An 18,817-nucleotide genomic window follows, 5' to 3' on the forward strand; every position below is an offset into this window, starting at 1 on the left:
GGAGTATCCGACCATGACAAACGCACCGCCCCGCCGATCGATCGCCGCCCTGATATTGGGCATCGTCTTCGGCCTCATCGGGCTGGTGCTGACCGGCGGCGGCGCCTGGCTGCTGATCTCGGGCGGCTCGCCTTATTATCTGGTCACCGGCATCGCCCTGATCGTCGCGGGCGTGCTGCTGGCACGCGGGCGCAAGGCGGGCGGCTGGCTCTACATTGTCATCTTCGCTGTCACTTTGCTCTGGGCCTATTGGGAAGTGGGCCTTGATCCCTGGGCACTGGTGCCGCGCGTCGTCGCCCCGCTGGTCCTCCTGATCGCGCTGCAACTGGTCTGGCCGACGCTCGACCGCAGCGCCGGTCGCTGGCGTCGTGCATGGGTCGGGGTGGCTGTCACTTTCGTTGTCGCGATCGGCTTTTTCTGGAGCATCGCCAGCAACTTCATTCCGCCGGTGCTGCAGGGTCTGCCCGACGCCCGCTATGCCATGGCCGATCCCTCGATCGGCACCACCGGCGCCGACTGGCCGGCCTATGGCGGCACCAACAGCGCCCGTCGCTACTCGCCGCTCGCCCAGATCACCACCGCCAATGTGGGCAACCTCAAGCGTGCCTGGCTGATCCACACCGGCGACCTGCCGGCCTCGGCCCAGATCCGCAACACCTATGGCGCGGAAAACACGCCGCTCAAGATCGGCGACACCCTCTATGTCTGCACGCCCAAGAGCATGGTGATCGCGCTCGATCCCGCCACCGGCAAGCAGAAATGGCGCTTCGATCCCAGGGTGTCGGACGAGGCCATTCCCTATACCGCCGCCTGTCGCGGCGTCAGCTATTATGCCGTGCCCGGCGCCACGGCCGACGCGCCCTGCGCCCAGCGCATCATCCTGGGCACGCTCGATGCCCGGATCATGGCGCTCGACGCCCGCACCGGCCAGCAGTGCCACGACTTCGGCAGCAATGGCCAGGTCCGCATCACCGACGGCATGGGCCAGGTCCCTCCGGGCTATGTCTCCATCACCTCGCCGCCGACCATCGTGCGCGGCGTGATCGTCACCGGCCATCAGGTGCTGGACGGGCAGGATCGCTGGGCGCCGTCCGGCGTGATCCAGGCCTATGACGCGGTCACGGGCAAGATGCGCTGGGCCTGGGACATGATGCACCCGGAACGCAGCGGTCCGCCGCCGGCCGGCCAGACCTATGCCCGCGGCACCCCGAACATGTGGACGATCGCCTCGGGCGACGAGCAGCTTGGCCTCGTCTATCTGCCGATGGGCAACAGCGCCGCCGATTATTACAGCAGCCTGCGCCGGCCGGAGGAAAATCGCTACGCCACCTCGCTGGTCGCGATCGACGTGATGACCGGCAAGCCGCGCTGGAATTTCCAGGCGGTGCGCAAGGATGTGTGGGACTATGATTTCGGCGCCCAGGCGACCCTGATCGATTTCCCGACCCCGCGCGGTCCGGTACCGGCGATGCTGCTGCCCAGCAAGCAGGGTGACATCTATGTGCTCGACCGCCGCACCGGCCGGCCGCTGACCCCGATCGGTGACATCAAGGCCCCGCAGATCGGTGTCGAGCCGGAGCAGCGCGCCGCCACCCAGCGCATCTCGCTCTACCATACGCTGCGCAAGCCCGACCTCACCGAAAAGGACATGTGGGGCATGTCGCCGATCGACCAGATGATCTGCCGCATCCAGTTCCGCCGGGCGAGCTACAAGGGCTTCTTCACCCCGCCCGAGGCCGACAAGCGCTCGATCGAATATCCCGGCTATAATGGCGGCACCGACTGGGGTGGCATCGCCGTCGATCCGGCGCGCGGGGTGATCGTCGCCAATTATAACGATATGCCCAATTATGTCCGGCTGGTGCCCCGCAAGGAAGCCAACAAGAAGGGCTGGGCCCCCCGCGACCAGGCGCGCGGCGAGATTGGCGGGGCGGAGGGCGCAGGCGATCCGCAGGCGCACACCCCCTATGCGATCGATGTCAATGCCGGCTGGCGCCTGCCCTTCACCGGCCTGCTCTGCAAGCAGCCCCCCTATGGCGGCATCCGCGCGATCGACATCGCCACCGGCAAGACCATCTGGGATCGTCCCTTCGGCACCGCGCGCACCAACGGCCCGTTCGGCATCCCCTCCATGCTGCCGCTGACGATCGGCACGCCCAATAATGGCGGGTCGGTGGTGACGGCCGGCGGGCTGATCTTCGTCGCCGCCGCGACCGACAATCTGATCCGCGCGATCGACCTCAAGACCGGCAAGACCCTGTGGCAGGATGTGCTGCCCGCCGGTGGCCAGGCGACGCCGATGACCTACAGCCAGAATGGCAAGCAATATCTGGTCATCATGGCCGGCGGTCATCATTTCATGCAGACGCCAGTGGGCGACGAGCTGATTGCCTATGCCCTGAACTGAGGTGCTTCCTGCCGCCCCTTGCCTTACCAGGCGAGGGCGGCGGTCAGCATCAGCGCCTGCGCCTGATCCTCCGGCCGCGCCGCGCCGGAGGCATCAACGCGCATCAGCCTGCTGCTCGCCAGTTGGTCGGGATCGGTCAGGTGCAGGCCAACCCGCATCGGTCGACGCCCGGTCAACGCATAATCGATGCCGGCCTCCAGCCGCAGGCCACCATCATCCTGCATCAGCGCCGGCGCGCTGCTCTGCGCGGCAGCGATCCGGCAGCGCCATGGGCCCTGCGCCCACAGTCCTTCCAGCATCAGTTGCTGCTCCTGCACATTGCCGCCCCGGTCCTGGCGCAACTGCGCCATATGGTATCGCGCCGACAGGCTGAGCGCGGACGTCAGCCGATGCTCCGCCCGCATCGCCAGCCCCCGCACATGCGCCGACCCGCGATTGACCGGCAGATAGCCGTCCTCGACGAAGGCCAGCCGGTCTTCGACCTCGCCGTCAAAGGCATCGACCGCCAATGTCAGGTCCGGTGCCACCATCCAGTCGCTGCCCAGCCGCATGCGGCTGTCGCGTTCCGGCTGCAGACCGGCCTGCAACGTGCGGAACGCCTCCCGTGTCAGCCCCAGCGCACCCGACAGGCCGACCCCGGCATAGGCCTCTATCGTTTCGCGATAGTCCGCGCGCAGGGTGACGCCGGGCGCGGCGTCATAGGCCAGCCGCCCCGTCGGCAAGAACAGGTCGCGGCTCTTGATTGCGTCGCTGCCATAGAGCGCCGTCACATTGGCCCCGCGATTGTTGAGCTTGGCGCCCTGCCAGCCCAGCTCAGCCTGCAAGCCGTCCGCCAGTGGCAGGCTGCCATGGGCGTCGACCAGCATCAGACTGCTGCGCGGCTGGGCATCGCCGGACAGGTCGGCGGGCAGGGGTACCGTACCGATCCGACGAGCCGGCAGCGCCACCATACGGTTACGCTTGCGCTGGACGGCGATGCCGATCGCCGCCGGCTCGGTCGGCGATGGCGCCAGCTCGACCGCATAGATGCGCGCTGGCTTCGCTGCACCGTCCAGCGGCGCGGGCAGCAGGGAAAACCGCAAGGGCCGTTTCAGCACAAAGCCGCCATGGTCGGAGTTAATCGTCTGCGCCAATGCCGGGACCGCGAACGCCAGGGCTGCCAGCGGCACCAACATCCAGCGGATCATCGTCATGACGCCACCTGCGCCAATTGGATGACGGCCCCGGCGCGACTTTCCGGTTCATAGGCGATCATGTAACCGAAATGGTCGGACAGCGGCGCGCCCTCCACCTCCGTACCAAAGGGCACGGCCGCGTGGATGGCCCGCATCGGCCGACCACGATCGTCGCGCGCGAACAGCCAGTCCTTGCCGCGCGCGCGCGCCTGTTCGAGATCCCGGTGCGTGCCGGCATCGGATGGCAGGCTGTCCGCCAGAGCCCGACGTGCGCCGCCCAGATGCGCCGCGACAAAGCCCATGCCCGCCCGCGCCCAGCGGGTGAAGAAGGCATGGATGCGGTTGCGATCGCCGCCGATATTAAGGTCGCCGCCCAGGATCATCGGCTGTCCGGCGGGAACATGGGCGCGCACGAAGTCGGCCAGCAGCCCGGCCTGCCGATCAAACGCCCGCTGCGACCGGGCGATCGCCACGCCTGCCGCCTTGCGCGCGTTGAGATGGGTGTTAACGATGCTGACTGGCCGGTCGAAGCCCGGCACCGCCAGATGAGCGATCAGCACGCCCTTGTTCGCCAGGCAATCGAAGCCGGCACAGGCGAAATCGGGAAAGGCCATGCGATCGATGCCGGCGATCGGATAATCGGACAGGATCAGCAGACCGCTGTTCAACTGCTTGGGCACCGTCTCGCCCCGGTCCCAGCGCGCCGCCTGCAGAAAGTGGCGGTCATCCGGTCCCGCCACAATCGCCGTACGCAACCCGCTGTCCGGGCCGATCGCGACATGGGCATAGCCGGCGCGGCGCGCCAACTGCGCGACCTGCGGCGAAAAGGCTTCCTGCAGCAGGACGATATGCGGCTGGCGCCCGGCCCGGCGCAGCTCCGCCAGCCGATCGGCGATGCGGCCCAGTGCTTCGTCCCGGCCAAGGGCGATCGGCCAGGGCAGGCCCATCACATTATAGGTCATCACCGACAGCGGCCTATCCGGCTCTAGCCCGGTCGCCGCCAGCCCGGCAGTATCGCTCCGCCGACTTTCGCCCTGCGATCCCGTGGCGGCCAACACCGCCAGGCTCGCGACCAATATCGCACGCAAAGGCTTCGCCATCCCTCATTCCCCTGCCTCCTCCCTAGCGGGCGCATGAGTCACGCTCGTGTCGTTCGCGCGGCAGTGGGGTTAAATTTTGAAGGCGGCGATCGTCATCCGACCGACGCCGGACTGTCATCATCGCCGTCAGCTTGCGGGCGGACGGTTCCAGCTGATAGGGGAACTCAGACCCGCCCAGACGGCAATGAAGAGGACCCCATGGCCTATTTCCGGCGGCTTGATGCCCGCCATTTCACCCCGACGGAACTGGTCGGCGGCGCCTGGAACGTGACGGAACAACATGTTGCCCCCGCGATCGGCCTGCTGGCCCACGCAATCGAGGTCGATGCCAGATCCCGCCGGCCCGATCCGCTGCAACTGGGGCGACTGTCCTATGATATCCTGGGCACTATCCCGCTCGATACGGTCGAGATTGAGGTCAGCGTCATCCGCCCCGGCCGCACCATCGAACTGGTCGAAGCGCGGCTCAGCCATGGCGGCCGACCCGCAATCCTGCTGCGCGCCTGGCTGGCCCAGACCTACGACACCAGCGCGATCGCCGGCGGCGGCTTTGATCCCGTTCCCGGCCCGGAAACCATGGCGCCATGGGACGGCACCGGCGAATGGCCCGGCGGCTTCATCGCCAGCATCGATGCCCGCCGCCAATATGTCGCGCCGGGCCGCGCCATTGGCTGGATCCGCACGCCCCATGCGCTGATCGAAGATGAAGCGGTATCCCCGCTCGCCCGTGCCATGGGGCTGGTCGATACCGCCAATGGCCTGGCGCCCCTGGTGTCAACCGCCGATGCCGCCTTCCCCAATCTCGATCTCACCGCCCATATCTTCCGCGCGCCGGTCGGTGAATGGCTGGGCTGCGACGTCACCGTTTCCTTCGGCGCCGATGGCATCGGCCTTACCCACAGCATATTGCGCGACCGGGACGGCGCGATCGGCACCGTCTCGCAATGGCTGACGATCCGTCCGCGCTGATCAGCCGGCGAACAAGCCTGCCTCAAACGCTGCGCGCTCCAGCTGTTCCCGAAAATCGGGATGGGCGATGGCGATCAGGGCCTTGGCTCGCTCGCCCACCGACTTGCCCTTCAGGTCCGCCAGGCCATATTCGGTGACGATCAGATGCGTGTCCATGCGCGGCGTTGTCACCGGCCCGTCCAGACGCGGGGTGATGCGCGATATCGTGCCCTTGGCCGCAGTCGAATGGCAGGCGATGATCGATCGGCCGCCGCGCGAAGCATAGGCGCCGCGCACGAAATCCACCTGTCCGCCAGTGCCGCTAAACTGTCGCCCGTTGACGAATTCGGAATTGCACGCGCCGTGGAAATCGACCTGCAACGTCGCGTTCACCGACACCATATTGTCGTTGCGCGCGATCAGGAACGGGCTGTTCACATAATCGACCGGATGCGCCTCGACCGCCGGATTGTCGTGCAGGAAATCATAAAGCGCCTGATCGCCGAGCGCAAAGGTATAGATCGCCTTGCCGGCATGGATCTGCTTGCGACTATTATCGACCACACCCGACTGCATCAGTCCTGCCAGGCCCGTGGTCATCATCTCGGTATGGATGCCCAGATGCCGGTGATTGGCAAGGCCGGCGCACACCGCCTCCGGCAGCGCGCCGATCCCCATCTGCAGGCAGTCGCCATCGCGGATCAGCCCGGCGACGGTGGCGCCGATCGCGTCATCAACCGGCGTGCGGGTGATGGCCGGCAGAGTCGGCAGCGCGACATCATGCTCGACCAGCGCCGTCACCGCCGACAGGGGGATCATGCAATCGCCCCGCACATAGGGCATATGCGCATTCACCTCCAGGATGATCCGGGTGCCCGACTTGCGCGCCACCGCCAGCGCATAGTCGACATCGGTTCCCAGGCTGAAATTGCCGTCCGCATCCATCGGCGCGACCGTCGCAATCAGCGTGTCGACGCCAACATGCTCGACCATGGCGCGCGGCACCTGGCTGAAATGGCAGGGCAGGAAATCGATCATCGGGAGATGCGCGTCGCCCAGCTGGCGATCCAGCGTCCGTTCGACGCCGCCATGGAACAGGCTCATCGGCGTGATCCGGTCGCGCAACGCGAAGTCGAACAGGCTGGCGCCGGCGATCCCGGTGCAGAGCATATAATAGATACGCAGATCAGCGACAGAAGCGGACCGGGCGCGTTCGGCAAGGGCGGCTAGCAGGGCAGGCGGCTGGCCGGTCCCCAAAGCCATGCAGATCTTCGCGCCCGACGGGATCAGCGCCGCCGCCTCCTGCGCCGAACGCCGTGTCTGCTGATATAATGCCTGGTCGCCCTTTGGGGTCATGGATCGCCTCTCTCCTGTGGTCGATCCCTAACCTATAGCGGCCGGCGCGCGTTTCACCACGCGGCAAAAGGACCAAGGGCGGATCCGGTTGCCCGACCCGCCCTTGCCCTCTCCCCCTCAGGAGACGTGTCAGCCCATGGTAGGGATGACGAAGCTCTGGTCCAGCACCGCGCCGCCGCTCGGCCAGCGCTGGGTGACGGTCTTGACCCGCGTGTAGAAACGCACGCCGTCCATGCCATATTGGTTCATGTCGCCAAAGCCCGAGCGCTTCCAGCCGCCGAAGCTGTGATAGCTGACCGGCACCGGGATCGGCACGTTGATCCCGACCATGCCGACCTCGACATTGGCGCAGAAGCGGCGCGCGAAATCGCCATTGCGGGTGAAGAGCGCGACGCCGTTGCCATATTGATGCCTGGTCGGATAGCTGATCGCTTCCTCGAAGGTCTCGGCGCGGACCATCTGCAGGACGGGACCAAAAATCTCTTCCTGATAGCTTTTCATCTGCGGCGTCACGCGGTCGAGCAGGGTCGGGGCGAGGAAAAAGCCATCCTCATAGCCCTGCAGCGCGAAGCCGCGACCGTCGATCACCAGTTCGGAGCCTTCATCGACCGCCATCTGGATATAATTCTCGATCCGCGCCTTGTGCGCGGCGCTGACCACCGGGCCATAATGGGCGTCGGGATCGCTCGGCACGCCGACGCGCAGCCCGGCGATACCCGCCTCCAGCTTGGCACGCAGCGCCACCGCGGTCTGCTCGCCCACCGGCACTACCACCGGCAGCGCCATGCAGCGTTCGCCCGCCGAACCATAGGCCGCGCCGAGAATGTCGGCGACCGCCTGATCCAGGTCGGCATCCGGCATGACGATGCCGTGATTCTTGGCGCCGCCCATGCACTGCATGCGCTTGCCGTTCGAAGCGCCCCGGCCATAGACATATTGGGCGATGTCGGACGAGCCGACGAAGCTGACCGCCTTGATCGCGGGATGATCGAGGATCGCGTCCACCACCTGCTTGTCGCCATGGACGACGTTCAGGATACCGGCCGGCAGCCCCGCCTCCATCGCCAGTTCGGCAAGGCGCACCGGGACAGAGGGATTGCGCTCGCTGGGCTTCAGGATGAAGGCATTGCCGCAGGCGATCGCAGGCGCGAACATCCACATCGGGATCATCGCCGGGAAGTTGAACGGGGTGATGCCGGCCGCGATGCCGATCGGCTGGCGCAGTGAATAGACGTCGATGCCCGGACCTGCCCCCTCAGTATACTCGCCCTTCAGCAGATGCGGGATGCCACAGGCAAATTCGACCACGTCGAGGCCGCGCTGGATATCGCCCTTGGCATCGGAATGGACCTTGCCATGTTCGACCGACAGCAGTTCGGCCAGCTCGTCCATATGCTGTTCGATCAGCGCCTTGAGATTGAACATCACGCGGGCGCGGCGCTGCGGGTTCATCGCCGCCCAGGCGGGCTGCGCGGCCTGCGCATTGGCGACCGCTTCATCCAGTTCGCTGGGCGCCGACAGGCGAACCTGCGCCTGCACCTGGCCGGTGGCGGGGTTGAAGATGTCGCCCAGGCGCGTCGACGCCGATGCGCGATGCTGCCCCCCGATGAAATTGTCGACTATGCGCATGCTGCCCTCTCGAAACGGATCGGGTCGGCCATAAAGGAGGATCGGAAGGGTCGGAACCGGCCAGCCGATTTGATCGCGGGGACGGTGGATCAGCGCCGCGCTTGCCCGGTCGGCGCTTCTTTCGCATGGCTCGTCCATCGACAGCGGAGCGAGCATGGCCGGGACAGGAGCAGGACGGCGGATCACCGCCGCAGGATGGGACATACGCTGGGACGCCGATCAGGCAGCGCAGGCCTATGCCGATGGCTGGTGGCGATCGGACACGGCCGCCGATGCGCTGGTGAACGCCGCCCGCGACACGCCCGATCGCATCCTGCTGATCGACGGCGATCATTGCCTGACCGCCGCCGGCCTGCACGATCAGGCGCAGCGTCTGGCGCAGGTACTGCTGGCACGCTTCCCGGTCGGCAGCGTCATATCCTTCATGCTGCCCAACTGGCAGGAGGCGGCCGTCATCTACATGGGCGCGACGCTCGCCGGCATGGTCGCCAATCCGATCCTGCCGTCGCTGCGCGACCATGACCTGCGTTTCATCCTGGCGGATGTGGACAGCCGGATGATCTTCGTGCCGGAACGCTTTCGCGGCCATGATTATGGCGCGATGCTGGAACGGGTGGCGGCAGAGATGGAAAGGCCGCCGGAGATCGTCATCGTCCGGGCGGAAGATGGCAAAGTTTGCGCTTATGACGCTCTGTTGTCTTCGGCCCCGGCCGGCCGGCCGCTGCCCGCGCTGGATGCCGACGAGGTGCGCATGGTGATGTACACCAGCGGCACCACCGGCCGGCCCAAGGGGGTGATGCACAGCCATAATTCGATCAATGCGCTGATCCGCCAGATCGGCCGCCACTGGCTGGTCGAACCGGGCGACCGTTTCCTGGTGCCCTCCCCGATCAGCCATATTGGCGGGTCCATCTATGCGTTCGAGACGCCGCTGCTGCTGGGCGCGACGGCGATCCTGATGGAGCAGTGGAACCCGGACGATGCGGTGCGGATCATGGCCGAGGCCGACTGCACCCATATGGCCGGAGCCACCCCCTTCCTGCAGCATCTGCTGGCGGCGGCGCGCGCGGCGGAGACGCGGCTGCCCGCGCTCAAATTGTTCATCTGCGGCGGCGCGTCGGTGCCGCCGGCGCTGATCCGCGAAGCGGCCGGCTATTTCGAGCAGGCGGTGGTCAGCCGCGTCTATGGATCGACCGAATTACCGGTCACCACCGTTGGCGTGATCGACCGGGCCGATATCACCCATGCCGCCGAGACCGACGGCCGCCCCGGCATCGCCACCGTCCGCATCGCGGAGGATGGCGAGATCCGCGCGCGCGGGCCGCAGATGATGGTCGGCTATATCCACAAGGCGGATGAGGCCGCGAGCTTCGATCCGGACGGCTATTATCGCAGCGGCGACCAGGGCGCCTGGGTCGATGGCGACCATCTGGTGGTGACCGGCCGGATCAAGGATCTGATCATCCGCAATGGCGAGAATATCGCGCCCAAGGAGATCGAGGATCTGCTGGTCGGCCATGACGCCATTGCCGAGATCGCGATCGTCGGCGTCCCCGACCCGCGCACCGGCGAACGGGCGGTGGCGGTGATCGTGCCGCGCCCCGGCGCCACACCCGATGTCGCCGCGCTGGCCGCGCATCTGGCCGGCCATGGCGTCGCGCGCTTCAAATATCCCGAGGCGGTGGCGCTGTGGGACGCCCTGCCCAAGAATGACGCCGGCAAGGTGCTGAAGCAGCAGATCCGCGCCCGGCTGGTGGAAGAGGCCGCGCCGGCAACGTCGTAGGACAATTGGTCCGCTGGCCGCGCGCCGTGCGATCGGGCATGGGCGCGCCATGTTGCGTCCCGTCTCCGCCGCCCTGTTGCTGACCCTGAGCCTGATCGGCTGTGCCGACGATCGCCGCGCCGAGCGGTTGAAGGCCGCCGGCCCCAATCCGACGCTGGAAAAGCTGATGACGGTGGCCGACGCCAAGGCCGGCGCCCGGCTGTTCGGCACCTGCGCCGCCTGCCACACCAGCAGCGCCGGCGGACCCGACACTGGCGGCCCCAATCTGCATGGCATTTACGGCCAGCCGATCGGCCAGCACAGCGCCCGCTTCGGCTATACCGCCGAGTTGCGCGCCAAAGGCGGCGTTTGGGACGACAAGGCGCTCGACGCCTGGATCGCCAATCCGCAGCGCTTCGTGCCCGGCACCAAGATGCAGTTCAGCGGCATCCCCGACCCGCTCGCGCGGGCCGACCTGATCGCCTATCTGCGCAGCCTGTCGGACTGAGCGGCCCCGGCCAAAGATACGAATTTTTTGGGGTAGCTGGCGCACCGGGGGCTTCGTACATCTGGCGCCATGACCAGCGGGATGACAGACGGCCTTTGGGCGCTGACCGAGAAGGAAAAGCAGACGCTGCGCCTGATGGTCCGGGGCCATGACGCGAAATCGATCGCGCGCAGCCTGGACCTGTCGGTCCATACCATCAACGAATGGCTGCGCGACGCACGGCGCAAGATGGCGGTGTCGAGCAGCCGCGAGGCCGCCCGGCTGTTGCTGGAAGCCGAAGGCACGCCCGAGGCATCGCCCCCCGATTTTCTGGGGGACAGGCTATTGGGGGCAGACGCAGCCCCGGTCGAAGCGGATCAGGACGAGGCGCCGGTCATCGGCGTGGGGCCGGCCGATCGCCGGCGCCCGATCCTGCCTGGAGTGCTTCTCATGTCTTTTGTCCTTGGCCTGCTGGCCCTTGCCGCCCTGCCCGATGCCGCCCCCACACCACAATCGACGCCGGCCGCCGCCCAGGCCCATAATGCCGAGGTCGTCGACGCCGCACGCCAATGGCTGGCGCTGATCGACCAGGACAAATGGGCCGAAAGCTATCGCGGCACCGGCAGCGCTTTCCAGAAACTCAATACGGTGCAGGTCTGGACCGAGGTGTCGCAGACGATGCGCGGCCGGTTCGGCGCCCTCCAGTCGCGCAGCCTGCTGAGCCAGGAGGAACTGCCCGCCCCGCCCCATGGCTATGAAGTGGTGAAGTTCCGCGCCAGCTACGCCAACCAGGCACAGGCGATCGAGACGGTGACGCTGGATCGCGAAAATGGGGCTTGGCGGGTGGTCGGCGTGACGATCGAATAAGGCGGACAGGGGCGCGTATCGGCGCGCCCTTCATGCCCCCGCGGCCGGCGGCGCCCCCAACCGGAAGAACAGCGCGAGTTGCAGGCTTTCCGCGATCCGCTGCGCCTTGCCCTGCAAGGCGGCGGCCGCCGCCGGAACCATGACGGCGTCGGTCGTCTGCGACCAGAGATTCAGCCAATGGTCGAACAGGGCGGGCGTGATCCGGTCGCGATGCGCCATATGCACCGGGACGGGCTGTCCCTTGTAACGGCCCGATGACAGCATCACCGACGACCAGAAATCGACCAGCCGGTCGATATGCGCCGGCCAGTCTTCCACGGCGTCGTTGAAGATCGGACCAAGTCGGTCGTCCGCGCGGACGCGGGCATAGAAGCTTTCGACCAGTTGGCGCAGGCTGGCCTCGTCGATCCGTTCCGCCTTCATGGGTTCCGACTCCGCACGGGGATGCCCGATCCATAGCGCATCGACCGCCAGGATTCGACCGGCCGCATTCGACCGGCCGGATACAGTCGGAACGCGGCCTTTATTCCCCCGCGACGGCGCGGCCGAAGCTGTAGCGGATATGGTCGACATGGCCCTCCAGCCCGAAGACCAGCGGGTCCTGGCTGTCCATGATCGCGTCGATCCGGGCGCCGACATCCTCCGGCGTCCAGCTGGGCTGATAGACGCCCTTGCTTTCGGCGATGAAGGCGCGGGCGACGCGGCCGGCGATCGACACCAGCATCTCGCCGGTGACCGAGCAGCTTTCATGCGCCAGCCAGGCGACGACCGGCGAGACCAGTTCCGGCCCCATCGGCGGATATTGGGAGATATCCAGCCCCTCGGCCATGCGGGTGACGGCGCCGGGCACGATGATGTTGGATTTGACCCCTTCGGCCTCCCCCTCCAGCGCCAGCACATTGTTGAGGCCGATCATGCCCGACTTGGACATGCCATAATTGACGCAATCGCGATTGCCATAGAGGCCGCCGATCGAGCTGGTGAGGATGATGCGGCCATAGCGCGCCTTGCACATGTGCGGGAAGGCAGCGCGCGCGACATGGAAGGCGCCGCGCAGATGAACGTCCAGCACGGCATCGAAATCTTCCTGGCTGAGCGCCTGCATCGAGCCGTAGCGGACATTGCCGGCATTGTGGATCAGCCCGTCGATCCGGCCATAATGGTCGAGCGCCGCCTCTATGATGGCGCGGCCGCCCTCCGGCGTGGCGACGCTGTCGGTCGAGACGATCGCGTCGCCGCCCTGCGCCTGGATCGCGGCAACCACTTCAGCCGCCGGGCCGACGTCGATCCCCTCGCCGCGCACGGCGCTGCCCGGATCATTGACCACGACCCTGGCGCCGCGCGCGCCCAGCAGTTCCGCATAGGCGCGGCCAAGCCCCCGCCCGGCACCGGTGATGACGATGACGCGATCGTCGTAGCGCAGTTCGGACATGAGCGGGCCTTTCGCTGGATTATGCAGATGATGGCGCAGGGGTGACGCGGCGCGCGCGCGGGTTCAAGCCGGGGCGGCAAGGCATCGCCATGGCGGTTCGCCGATGCCCGGCGAAGCGGATAAGAGCGGGGCAGGACAGAGTAGAGGACAGGATAGATGCAGGTAGCGATCATCACCGGGGCGGGCAGCGGCATCGGGCTCTGCACGGCGAAGATGCTGCATGACGCCGGCATGGCGATCGTCGGCGTCGGCCGCGATCCGGCCAAGCTGGCGACGCTGGAGAGCGAAATCGGCGATCCGGCGCGGGTCGCCACCCTGTCCATCGATGTGACGCAGGATGATGCGCCCGCGCGGATCGTGCAGCTGGCGCTCGACCGGTTCGGCCGGATCGACTTCCTGGTCAACAATGCCGGCGCGGGCAGCCCCAAGCCGCTGCACGAAACCGACGACGCCACGCTGGACGGGTTCCTGGACCTGATGCTGCGCGCGCCCTTCCGCCTGGCGCGCGAGGCGATCGTCCATATGGGCGAGGGCTGTGGCATCGTGAACGTCACCTCCACCTATGCGGTGATCGGCGGGCGGCGCGGCGGCGCCTATTCGGCGGCCAAGGGCGGGCTGGACGCGCTGACCAAGCATATCGCCTGCGATTACGGCCCGCAGGGCATCCGCGCCAATTGCGTCGCACCCGGCGTCACCATGACCGACATGGTGCGCCACCGGTTCGAGGACGAGATGTTCAAGCGGGTGAATGTGGAGACCACCCCCTTCCCGCGGCTGGGCGAGGTGGAGGATGTGGCCAGCACCATCGCCTTCCTCTGTTCGCCCGGCGCCGCCTTCATCAACGGCCAGACGATCGTCGTGGATGGCGGCTGGACCTCGACCAAATATCTCTCGCCGCGCGCGCTGACGACGACATGGGTCGAGGCGGAGCAAGGCTAGTCCTTGGCCGGCCGCTCGGTTAGGGCGGGCCATGGCCGATGCCCCGATCCTATATTCCTTCCGCCGCTGTCCCTATGCGATGCGGGCGCGGCTGGCGCTGCTGGTGAGCGGACAGGCGGTGGCGCATCGCGAAATCCTGCTGCGCGCCAAGCCGGCGGCGATGCTGGCCGCCTCGCCCAAGGGGACGGTGCCGGTGCTGGTGCTGCCCGACGGAGGCGTGATCAATGAGAGTCTGGAGATCATGCGCTGGGCGCTGGGGCAGCATGATCCCGAGGGGTGGCTGGCGGGTGACGCAGCAGCGCTGATCGCGACCAATGACGGACCGTTCAAGCGGCATCTGGATCGCTACAAATATGCCGAGCGCCATGGCAGCGACCCGATCGCCCATCGGACCGAAGCGGCCGGGCTGCTCGGCGCGCTGGACGCGCGGTTACGCGATCAGGCCCAGCTTTGTGGCGCGCGGCGGACATTGGCCGACATGGCGATCTTTCCGTTCGTGCGGCAGTTTGCTGCGGTCGAGTCGGACTGGTTTGCCGCGCAGCCCTGGACCGCGTTGCGCGGCTGGCTGGCCGGGCATCTGGAATCGGATCTGTTCGCTCTAGCCATGGTGCGGCACCCGCTATGGGTGGAGGCGGAGGCCGATTAGGCCGGGCCGCAACAGGCGTCGAGGCAGATCTGACGCAACAGGGCGATGACGTCGCGACGCTGTTCGATCGGAATCGCGCGACCGATCCGCGCCTCATGCGCGTCGAACGCCGCGCAGACCTGGCCGTGCAGCGTCTGCCCCTGCGCCGTCAGCGTCAGCGGAATGGCGCGCCCCTTGCCCGCGCCCTTCTCCAACAGGCCAGACAGCGCCAGCTTGTTGATGAGCGGCACCAGATTGGCCGGCTGGGCGCGCAGCGCACGGGCGATATCGCTCTGACTGCACCCCGGATTGGCACCGATCAGGCGCAGCAAGGTCGCTTCGCCCGGATTGAGGCCAAGCGGCGCCAGCGCCTCGCCCAGCGCGCCGGTGACCGCCGCCGCCGTGCGCCGCAGATGGAAGCCCAGCATCGCGTCGAGCGGGTCGGTGAAGGCGCTGTCGGGATCGATCGTCACCGCGCGGGTCTAGCCCCCTTGCCGTTCCGGCTCAAGTCGATATGTTATATACCATAATATAAGATGGAGAGGAGCGATGTTCATGACGATGCGATTCGCCTTGCCGTTTGTCCTGCTGGCCCTCGCGGGGACGGCACCGGCCCAGACACCACAGTCCGATAGTCCGGCGGCTTCCGGCACGATCGAGCCGGATGGCACGGTCCATGTCCCCGGCTTTCGCCTGCCGCCCTCCATCTATCTGAGCGAGGCGGCGAAGAAGGCGCTGCCGCGCAGGCCGACCGATCCCGAAGAGCCGATGATGCGCGCGGTCGCCGCCGGGCAGGCCGGTGCGCTGCGCCAGCGCATGCCGCAACTGGTCGCGCCGCGTATCGATGCGCTCAAGGCAATGTACAAGGTGACGACGCGCGAGGAACAGATTGCCGGCATAGCGGCCGTGCGTGCGACCCCGGCGGCTGGCCTCGCACCGGGCAACCGCGGGAAGATATTGCTCAATCTGCCGGGCGGCGGCTTCATCATGGGCGTGGCCGGCGGCACCGGCATGATGGAATCGATCCCGCTTGCGGGGCTGGCCGGGGTGGAGATCCTCTCCATCACCTATCGCCAGGCGCCCGAGACCATCTGGCCGGCGGCGACCGAGGATGTGACCAAGGTCTATCGCGAACTGCTCAAGACCTACCAGCCGCAGAATATCGGCATCTTCGGCTGTTCGGCCGGGGGGCTGCTGACGGCCGAGGCGATCGCCTGGTTCATCCATGAGAAGCTGCCGCTGCCCGGTGCGATCGGCATCTTCTGCGCGTCGGGCGATGCGCGCTGGGGCGGCGACAGCCAGAGCTTTGCCCGCCCCTTCCAGGCGCTGCCGCCGCGCGACGATGTCCGCGCCTATTTCAAGGGTATCGACCGCAGCGATCCGCTGGTGTCGCCGGCGCTGTCGCCCACGACGCTGAAGCAGTTTCCGCCGACGCTGCTGATCACCGGCACCCGCGCCTTCGAAATGAGCGCGACCGTCAATACCCATCGCGAACTGGTCAAGGCCGGGGTCGATGCCGACCTGCATATGTGGGATGGGCTGGGCCATGCCTTTTTCTACGATCCCGCCCTGCCGGAATCGCGCGAGGCCTTCGACGTCATGACCGCCTTCTTCCGCGATCGGCTGAAGCTGACGCGCTAGGCCGCAATCGCCCGGCGACAAAATTCCCATATCTCGACCGCCAGTTCGGATCGGCGCTGGCGGTCGGGAATGGCGGCCTCTTCGGCAAGCAACTGGCTATGGACGGTGGTCGAGACCAGATTATAGACGAGCAGCGCCATCCACGACGGCGGTCCTGCGCGGACCTGCCCCTCTGCCATGCCTTCGGACAGGATCGTGGCAATCAGGTCGATGAGCGGGCTTACCGCCTTTTGCAGTTCGACCGGACGCGCCTCCGCCAGGCGCAGATGCTCGCGGCTGAGCGCCGCGCTCCGGCGCTGGCCGCCTTGCCATTCCCCGCCCATCGCTGCCCGGCCGATAACGATACCGGCCACAATATGATGCAAGCGCGCCAGCGGGTCCGGCAGGTCGCGCACCTGTTCGCCGAACTGTTCCGCTGCGCGGCGAAGTGTATGGGCAAACACCGCCAGCACCAGATCATCCTTGCCCGCAAAGCGATCGTACAGCGCCCGACGGGCGAGCCCGGTGCGCTGCAATACGGCACGGATCGTCAGCCCTTCCAGCCCCTCTTCGTCGAGCAGATCATAGGCGGCGGCGACGATCTGCTGGTCGCGATCGTCCAGTTCCGCGATCGCGTCGTCGGTCTGCGGCGCCCGGTACATGCTCATCGATCCTCTCTGCAATAATCGCTTTCCATCTAGCAGCCCGCGACTATAGTGCCAGCATTGAGAACATTGTTCTCATCACGAAGATATATGGGAGAGTGCGATGGCGACGGTCCTCTTTGTCGAGGCCAGCGGTGCGGAGCATCGAATCGATGTGCCAGCGGGCGAGAATCTGATGCGCGCGGCGCTCAACGAGGGGCTCGACGGCATGGTCGGCGAATGCGGCGGTGGCCTCGCCTGCGCGACCTGCCACTGCTATGTCGAGGAGGATTGGGCCGACCGTCTGCCCGCGCCCGCGCAGACTGAGCTGGACATGCTCGAATGCACCGCCAGTGAGCGCCGGCCGAGCAGCCGCCTGAGCTGCCAGATCATCGCCAGCGATGCACTCGACGGGCTGGTCGTCCACCTGCCCGCTGCGCAATATTGAGGAGCCCGATCATGGCAACCGCCCAAGCGACGCCCGTTATGGACATTCCCGCCCATGTCCCGCCCGAACTGGTGCGCGAGATCGGCCTGACCACCGGTCCCGAATTTCTCGCTGCGCCCCATGCCTTCATGGCGAAGCTGCACGAAACGCACCCGCCGATCTTCTACAGCGTCAATCCGCTGATCGGGAACAGCTGGTGTACTATCAAGCATGAGGATGCCTTCTTCGCGCTGCGCCACCCGGAATATTTCACCACCGCCGGGGCCACGCCCTTCCCGCGCGATCCCAATAATTATTTCCATTTCATCCCGCTGGAGATCGATCCGCCGCATCATCGCAAATATCGCGCGATCCTCGATTCGACCTTCTCGCCGCAAAGCGTGCTGCGGCTCGAAGCCTATATGCGCCGCCTGACCAACGACCTGATCGACAGCTTCATCGATGCCGGCGAAGTGGAATTCACCACCGCCTTCGGCCGACCGCTGCCGGTGTCGATCTTCCTCGACCTGATGGGCCTGCCGCAGGAGATGCGCGACACCTTCGTCGACTGGGCGGTCGACCTGCTCCATTCGCAGGATCGCATGACCGCCGGCCTCGCCATGCGCGGGATCGAGGCCTATCTGGCGCAGGTGATCGTCGAGAAGACGGCCAGGCCCGATGATGGCGTCATCAGTACGATCATCCAGGCACGGCCGGGTGGCGAACCGCTGACCGAGCGGGAGATTTTCGGCTTTACCTTCTTCCTGTTCATCGCCGGGCTCGACACCGTGTTCGCGACGCTCAACAATATCTGGCTGTGGCTAGCGGAAAATCCCGATCGGCGGCGCGACATCATCGCCCATCCCGATCAGATCAATGCCCAGGTGGAAGAGCTGCTGCGGGTCTTTTCCGTCACCTTTTCCGGTCGGACCCTGACCCAGGATCTGGAAATGCGCGGGGTGCAGATGAAGAAGGGCGACAAGTTCAACAGCATCCTGCCCGCCTGCAACTATGACCCGGATGTCTTCCCGGATCCGACGCGGGTTGACTTCGACCGACCGCGCAAGCCGATCCTGGCCTTTGCCGGCGGCGTGCATAGCTGCATTGGTGCGCATCTGGCGCGTCTGGAGGTGAAGGTTGCGTTGCAGGAGTGGCTGCGGCGCATTCCTGACTTTGCGGTTCGGTCTGATGCGTTGATCAGCTACTGGCCTGGCGGGGTGGTTGGGCCGAAGTCTGTTCCGCTGGTCTGGTAGGGCGCGGACACAAAAAAGCCGCCTTGGGGATATCCGAGGCGGCGTGTCTGTGTTGTGATTTGGTTGCGGGAGTAGGATTTGAACCTACGACCTTCAGGTTATGAGCCTGACGAGCTACCGGGCTGCTCCATCCCGCGACACTGGGC

At 66.6% G+C, this 18,817-nt stretch carries 18 protein-coding genes and 1 tRNA gene; 10 read left to right on the plus strand and 9 right to left on the minus strand.

From position 1 onward, the window contains the following. Positions 1 to 13: 13 nt before the first annotated feature. Positions 14 to 2,407, plus strand: coding sequence for a membrane-bound PQQ-dependent dehydrogenase, glucose/quinate/shikimate family (locus JQK15_RS23445; RefSeq protein WP_214868530.1), 2,394 nt, complete (start codon positions 14 to 16; stop codon positions 2,405 to 2,407). 23 nt (positions 2,408 to 2,430) lie between these two features. Here the strand turns inward: JQK15_RS23445 and JQK15_RS23450 are convergent, their stop codons facing one another. Together JQK15_RS23450 and JQK15_RS23455 are read right to left on the minus strand one after the other, a co-directional pair. Further along, the gene (locus tag JQK15_RS23450; RefSeq protein ID WP_214868532.1) at positions 2,431 to 3,600 is read right to left on the minus strand and encodes a TonB-dependent receptor domain-containing protein; all 1,170 of its coding nucleotides are present in this window, start codon (positions 3,598 to 3,600) and stop codon (positions 2,431 to 2,433) included. Then, the gene (locus JQK15_RS23455; protein ID WP_214868540.1) at positions 3,597 to 4,682 is read right to left on the minus strand and encodes an endonuclease/exonuclease/phosphatase family protein; all 1,086 of its coding nucleotides are present in this window, start codon (positions 4,680 to 4,682) and stop codon (positions 3,597 to 3,599) included. Before JQK15_RS23455 ends, JQK15_RS23450 begins: the two co-directional genes overlap by 4 nt. A gap of 198 nt (positions 4,683 to 4,880) precedes the next feature. On the opposite strand from JQK15_RS23455, the gene JQK15_RS23460 reads away from it, so the two are divergent. After that, entirely contained in the window at positions 4,881 to 5,651 is a 771-nt protein-coding gene (locus JQK15_RS23460; protein WP_214868542.1) for a thioesterase family protein, read from the plus strand. Here the strand turns inward: JQK15_RS23460 and JQK15_RS23465 are convergent, their stop codons facing one another. Both JQK15_RS23465 and JQK15_RS23470 read right to left on the minus strand, forming a co-directional pair. Further along, the gene (locus tag JQK15_RS23465) at positions 5,652 to 6,986 is read right to left on the minus strand and encodes an acetyl-CoA hydrolase/transferase family protein (RefSeq protein WP_214868544.1); all 1,335 of its coding nucleotides are present in this window, start codon (positions 6,984 to 6,986) and stop codon (positions 5,652 to 5,654) included. It lies immediately after the preceding gene. Positions 6,987 to 7,115: 129 nt separating this feature from the next. Continuing rightward, on the minus strand, positions 7,116 to 8,615 hold the full coding sequence (locus JQK15_RS23470; protein WP_026109105.1) for a CoA-acylating methylmalonate-semialdehyde dehydrogenase: 1,500 nt from the start codon (positions 8,613 to 8,615) through the stop codon (positions 7,116 to 7,118). Between the two features lie 154 nt (positions 8,616 to 8,769). Between JQK15_RS23470 and JQK15_RS23475 the strand changes: the two genes are divergently transcribed. The 3 genes from JQK15_RS23475 to JQK15_RS23485 all read left to right on the plus strand — a co-directional run bounded on the left by JQK15_RS23475 (position 8,770) and on the right by JQK15_RS23485 (position 11,731). Then, on the plus strand, positions 8,770 to 10,398 hold the full coding sequence (locus tag JQK15_RS23475; protein ID WP_214868546.1) for an AMP-binding protein: 1,629 nt from the start codon (positions 8,770 to 8,772) through the stop codon (positions 10,396 to 10,398). Positions 10,399 to 10,447: 49 nt separating this feature from the next. Further along, the gene (locus JQK15_RS23480; RefSeq protein ID WP_214868548.1) at positions 10,448 to 10,885 is read left to right on the plus strand and encodes a c-type cytochrome; all 438 of its coding nucleotides are present in this window, start codon (positions 10,448 to 10,450) and stop codon (positions 10,883 to 10,885) included. A gap of 69 nt (positions 10,886 to 10,954) precedes the next feature. Continuing rightward, positions 10,955 to 11,731, plus strand: a complete 777-nt coding sequence (locus JQK15_RS23485; protein ID WP_214868550.1) for a helix-turn-helix domain-containing protein — start codon at positions 10,955 to 10,957, stop codon at positions 11,729 to 11,731. Between the two features lie 30 nt (positions 11,732 to 11,761). On the opposite strand, the gene JQK15_RS23490 is transcribed toward JQK15_RS23485, so the two are convergent. Both JQK15_RS23490 and JQK15_RS23495 read right to left on the minus strand, forming a co-directional pair. After that, a complete protein-coding gene (locus tag JQK15_RS23490) occupies positions 11,762 to 12,154 on the minus strand; it encodes a group III truncated hemoglobin (protein ID WP_214868551.1) in 393 nt (130 codons plus the stop codon). Positions 12,155 to 12,254: 100 nt separating this feature from the next. After that, a complete protein-coding gene (locus JQK15_RS23495; protein WP_185706718.1) occupies positions 12,255 to 13,163 on the minus strand; it encodes an SDR family NAD(P)-dependent oxidoreductase in 909 nt (302 codons plus the stop codon). 156 nt (positions 13,164 to 13,319) lie between these two features. Here JQK15_RS23495 and JQK15_RS23500 point away from each other — a divergent pair, with 156 nt between their 5' ends. Continuing rightward, positions 13,320 to 14,102: an SDR family NAD(P)-dependent oxidoreductase gene (locus tag JQK15_RS23500; protein ID WP_214868553.1), complete on the plus strand. Its 783-nt coding sequence runs from the start codon at positions 13,320 to 13,322 to the stop codon at positions 14,100 to 14,102. A 31-nt stretch (positions 14,103 to 14,133) separates the two neighbouring features. Beyond that, complete coding sequence (locus tag JQK15_RS23505; protein ID WP_214868555.1) at positions 14,134 to 14,748, plus strand: glutathione S-transferase; 615 nt, start codon at positions 14,134 to 14,136, stop codon at positions 14,746 to 14,748. On the opposite strand, the gene JQK15_RS23510 is transcribed toward JQK15_RS23505, so the two are convergent. Continuing rightward, complete coding sequence (locus JQK15_RS23510; RefSeq protein WP_214868557.1) at positions 14,745 to 15,200, minus strand: MarR family winged helix-turn-helix transcriptional regulator; 456 nt, start codon at positions 15,198 to 15,200, stop codon at positions 14,745 to 14,747. The two genes, JQK15_RS23505 and JQK15_RS23510, sit on opposite strands and share 4 nt — an antisense overlap. Before the next feature lie 82 nt (positions 15,201 to 15,282). Here JQK15_RS23510 and JQK15_RS23515 point away from each other — a divergent pair, with 82 nt between their 5' ends. Beyond that, the gene (locus JQK15_RS23515) at positions 15,283 to 16,368 is read left to right on the plus strand and encodes an alpha/beta hydrolase fold domain-containing protein (protein ID WP_214868559.1); all 1,086 of its coding nucleotides are present in this window, start codon (positions 15,283 to 15,285) and stop codon (positions 16,366 to 16,368) included. On the opposite strand, the gene JQK15_RS23520 is transcribed toward JQK15_RS23515, so the two are convergent. Next, positions 16,365 to 17,015: a TetR/AcrR family transcriptional regulator gene (locus JQK15_RS23520; RefSeq protein WP_251008000.1), complete on the minus strand. Its 651-nt coding sequence runs from the start codon at positions 17,013 to 17,015 to the stop codon at positions 16,365 to 16,367. The genes JQK15_RS23515 and JQK15_RS23520 overlap by 4 nt on opposite strands. A 100-nt stretch (positions 17,016 to 17,115) precedes the next feature. On the opposite strand from JQK15_RS23520, the gene JQK15_RS23525 reads away from it, so the two are divergent. Then, positions 17,116 to 17,439 carry a 2Fe-2S iron-sulfur cluster-binding protein gene (locus tag JQK15_RS23525; RefSeq protein ID WP_037522017.1) on the plus strand — a complete coding sequence of 108 codons (324 nt, stop codon included), beginning with the start codon at positions 17,116 to 17,118 and terminating at the stop codon, positions 17,437 to 17,439. Positions 17,440 to 17,450: 11 nt separating this feature from the next. Next, on the plus strand, positions 17,451 to 18,671 hold the full coding sequence (locus JQK15_RS23530) for a cytochrome P450 (RefSeq protein WP_214868561.1): 1,221 nt from the start codon (positions 17,451 to 17,453) through the stop codon (positions 18,669 to 18,671). 60 nt (positions 18,672 to 18,731) lie between these two features. Here JQK15_RS23530 and JQK15_RS23535 read toward each other — a convergent pair. Further along, positions 18,732 to 18,808 (minus strand) — tRNA-Met (locus JQK15_RS23535). Positions 18,809 to 18,817 lie beyond the last annotated feature (9 nt).

It is taken from the genome of Sphingobium sp. BHU LFT2, assembly GCF_018604485.1.
Taxonomy (GTDB): domain Bacteria; phylum Pseudomonadota; class Alphaproteobacteria; order Sphingomonadales; family Sphingomonadaceae; genus Sphingobium; species Sphingobium yanoikuyae_A.

What these genes read in the sequence shown, in the direction of transcription:
- JQK15_RS23480 (WP_214868548.1), top strand. Translation starts at nt 10,448, where the DNA reads ATGTTGCGTCCCGTCTCCGCCGCCCTGTTGCTGACCCTGAGCCTGATC.
- JQK15_RS23455 (WP_214868540.1), bottom strand. Translation starts at nt 4,682, where the DNA reads ATGGCGAAGCCTTTGCGTGCGATATTGGTCGCGAGCCTGGCGGTGTTG.
- JQK15_RS23460 (WP_214868542.1), top strand. Translation starts at nt 4,881, where the DNA reads ATGGCCTATTTCCGGCGGCTTGATGCCCGCCATTTCACCCCGACGGAA.
- JQK15_RS23450 (WP_214868532.1), bottom strand. Translation starts at nt 3,600, where the DNA reads ATGACGATGATCCGCTGGATGTTGGTGCCGCTGGCAGCCCTGGCGTTC.
- JQK15_RS23475 (WP_214868546.1), top strand. Translation starts at nt 8,770, where the DNA reads ATGGCCGGGACAGGAGCAGGACGGCGGATCACCGCCGCAGGATGGGAC.
- JQK15_RS23525 (WP_037522017.1), top strand. Translation starts at nt 17,116, where the DNA reads ATGGCGACGGTCCTCTTTGTCGAGGCCAGCGGTGCGGAGCATCGAATC.
- JQK15_RS23505 (WP_214868555.1), top strand. Translation starts at nt 14,134, where the DNA reads ATGGCCGATGCCCCGATCCTATATTCCTTCCGCCGCTGTCCCTATGCG.
- JQK15_RS23465 (WP_214868544.1), bottom strand. Translation starts at nt 6,986, where the DNA reads ATGACCCCAAAGGGCGACCAGGCATTATATCAGCAGACACGGCGTTCG.
- JQK15_RS23495 (WP_185706718.1), bottom strand. Translation starts at nt 13,163, where the DNA reads ATGTCCGAACTGCGCTACGACGATCGCGTCATCGTCATCACCGGTGCC.
- JQK15_RS23500 (WP_214868553.1), top strand. Translation starts at nt 13,320, where the DNA reads ATGCAGGTAGCGATCATCACCGGGGCGGGCAGCGGCATCGGGCTCTGC.
- JQK15_RS23490 (WP_214868551.1), bottom strand. Translation starts at nt 12,154, where the DNA reads ATGAAGGCGGAACGGATCGACGAGGCCAGCCTGCGCCAACTGGTCGAA.
- JQK15_RS23530 (WP_214868561.1), top strand. Translation starts at nt 17,451, where the DNA reads ATGGCAACCGCCCAAGCGACGCCCGTTATGGACATTCCCGCCCATGTC.
- JQK15_RS23515 (WP_214868559.1), top strand. Translation starts at nt 15,283, where the DNA reads ATGACGATGCGATTCGCCTTGCCGTTTGTCCTGCTGGCCCTCGCGGGG.
- JQK15_RS23520 (WP_251008000.1), bottom strand. Translation starts at nt 17,015, where the DNA reads ATGAGCATGTACCGGGCGCCGCAGACCGACGACGCGATCGCGGAACTG.
- JQK15_RS23485 (WP_214868550.1), top strand. Translation starts at nt 10,955, where the DNA reads ATGACCAGCGGGATGACAGACGGCCTTTGGGCGCTGACCGAGAAGGAA.
- JQK15_RS23445 (WP_214868530.1), top strand. Translation starts at nt 14, where the DNA reads ATGACAAACGCACCGCCCCGCCGATCGATCGCCGCCCTGATATTGGGC.
- JQK15_RS23470 (WP_026109105.1), bottom strand. Translation starts at nt 8,615, where the DNA reads ATGCGCATAGTCGACAATTTCATCGGGGGGCAGCATCGCGCATCGGCG.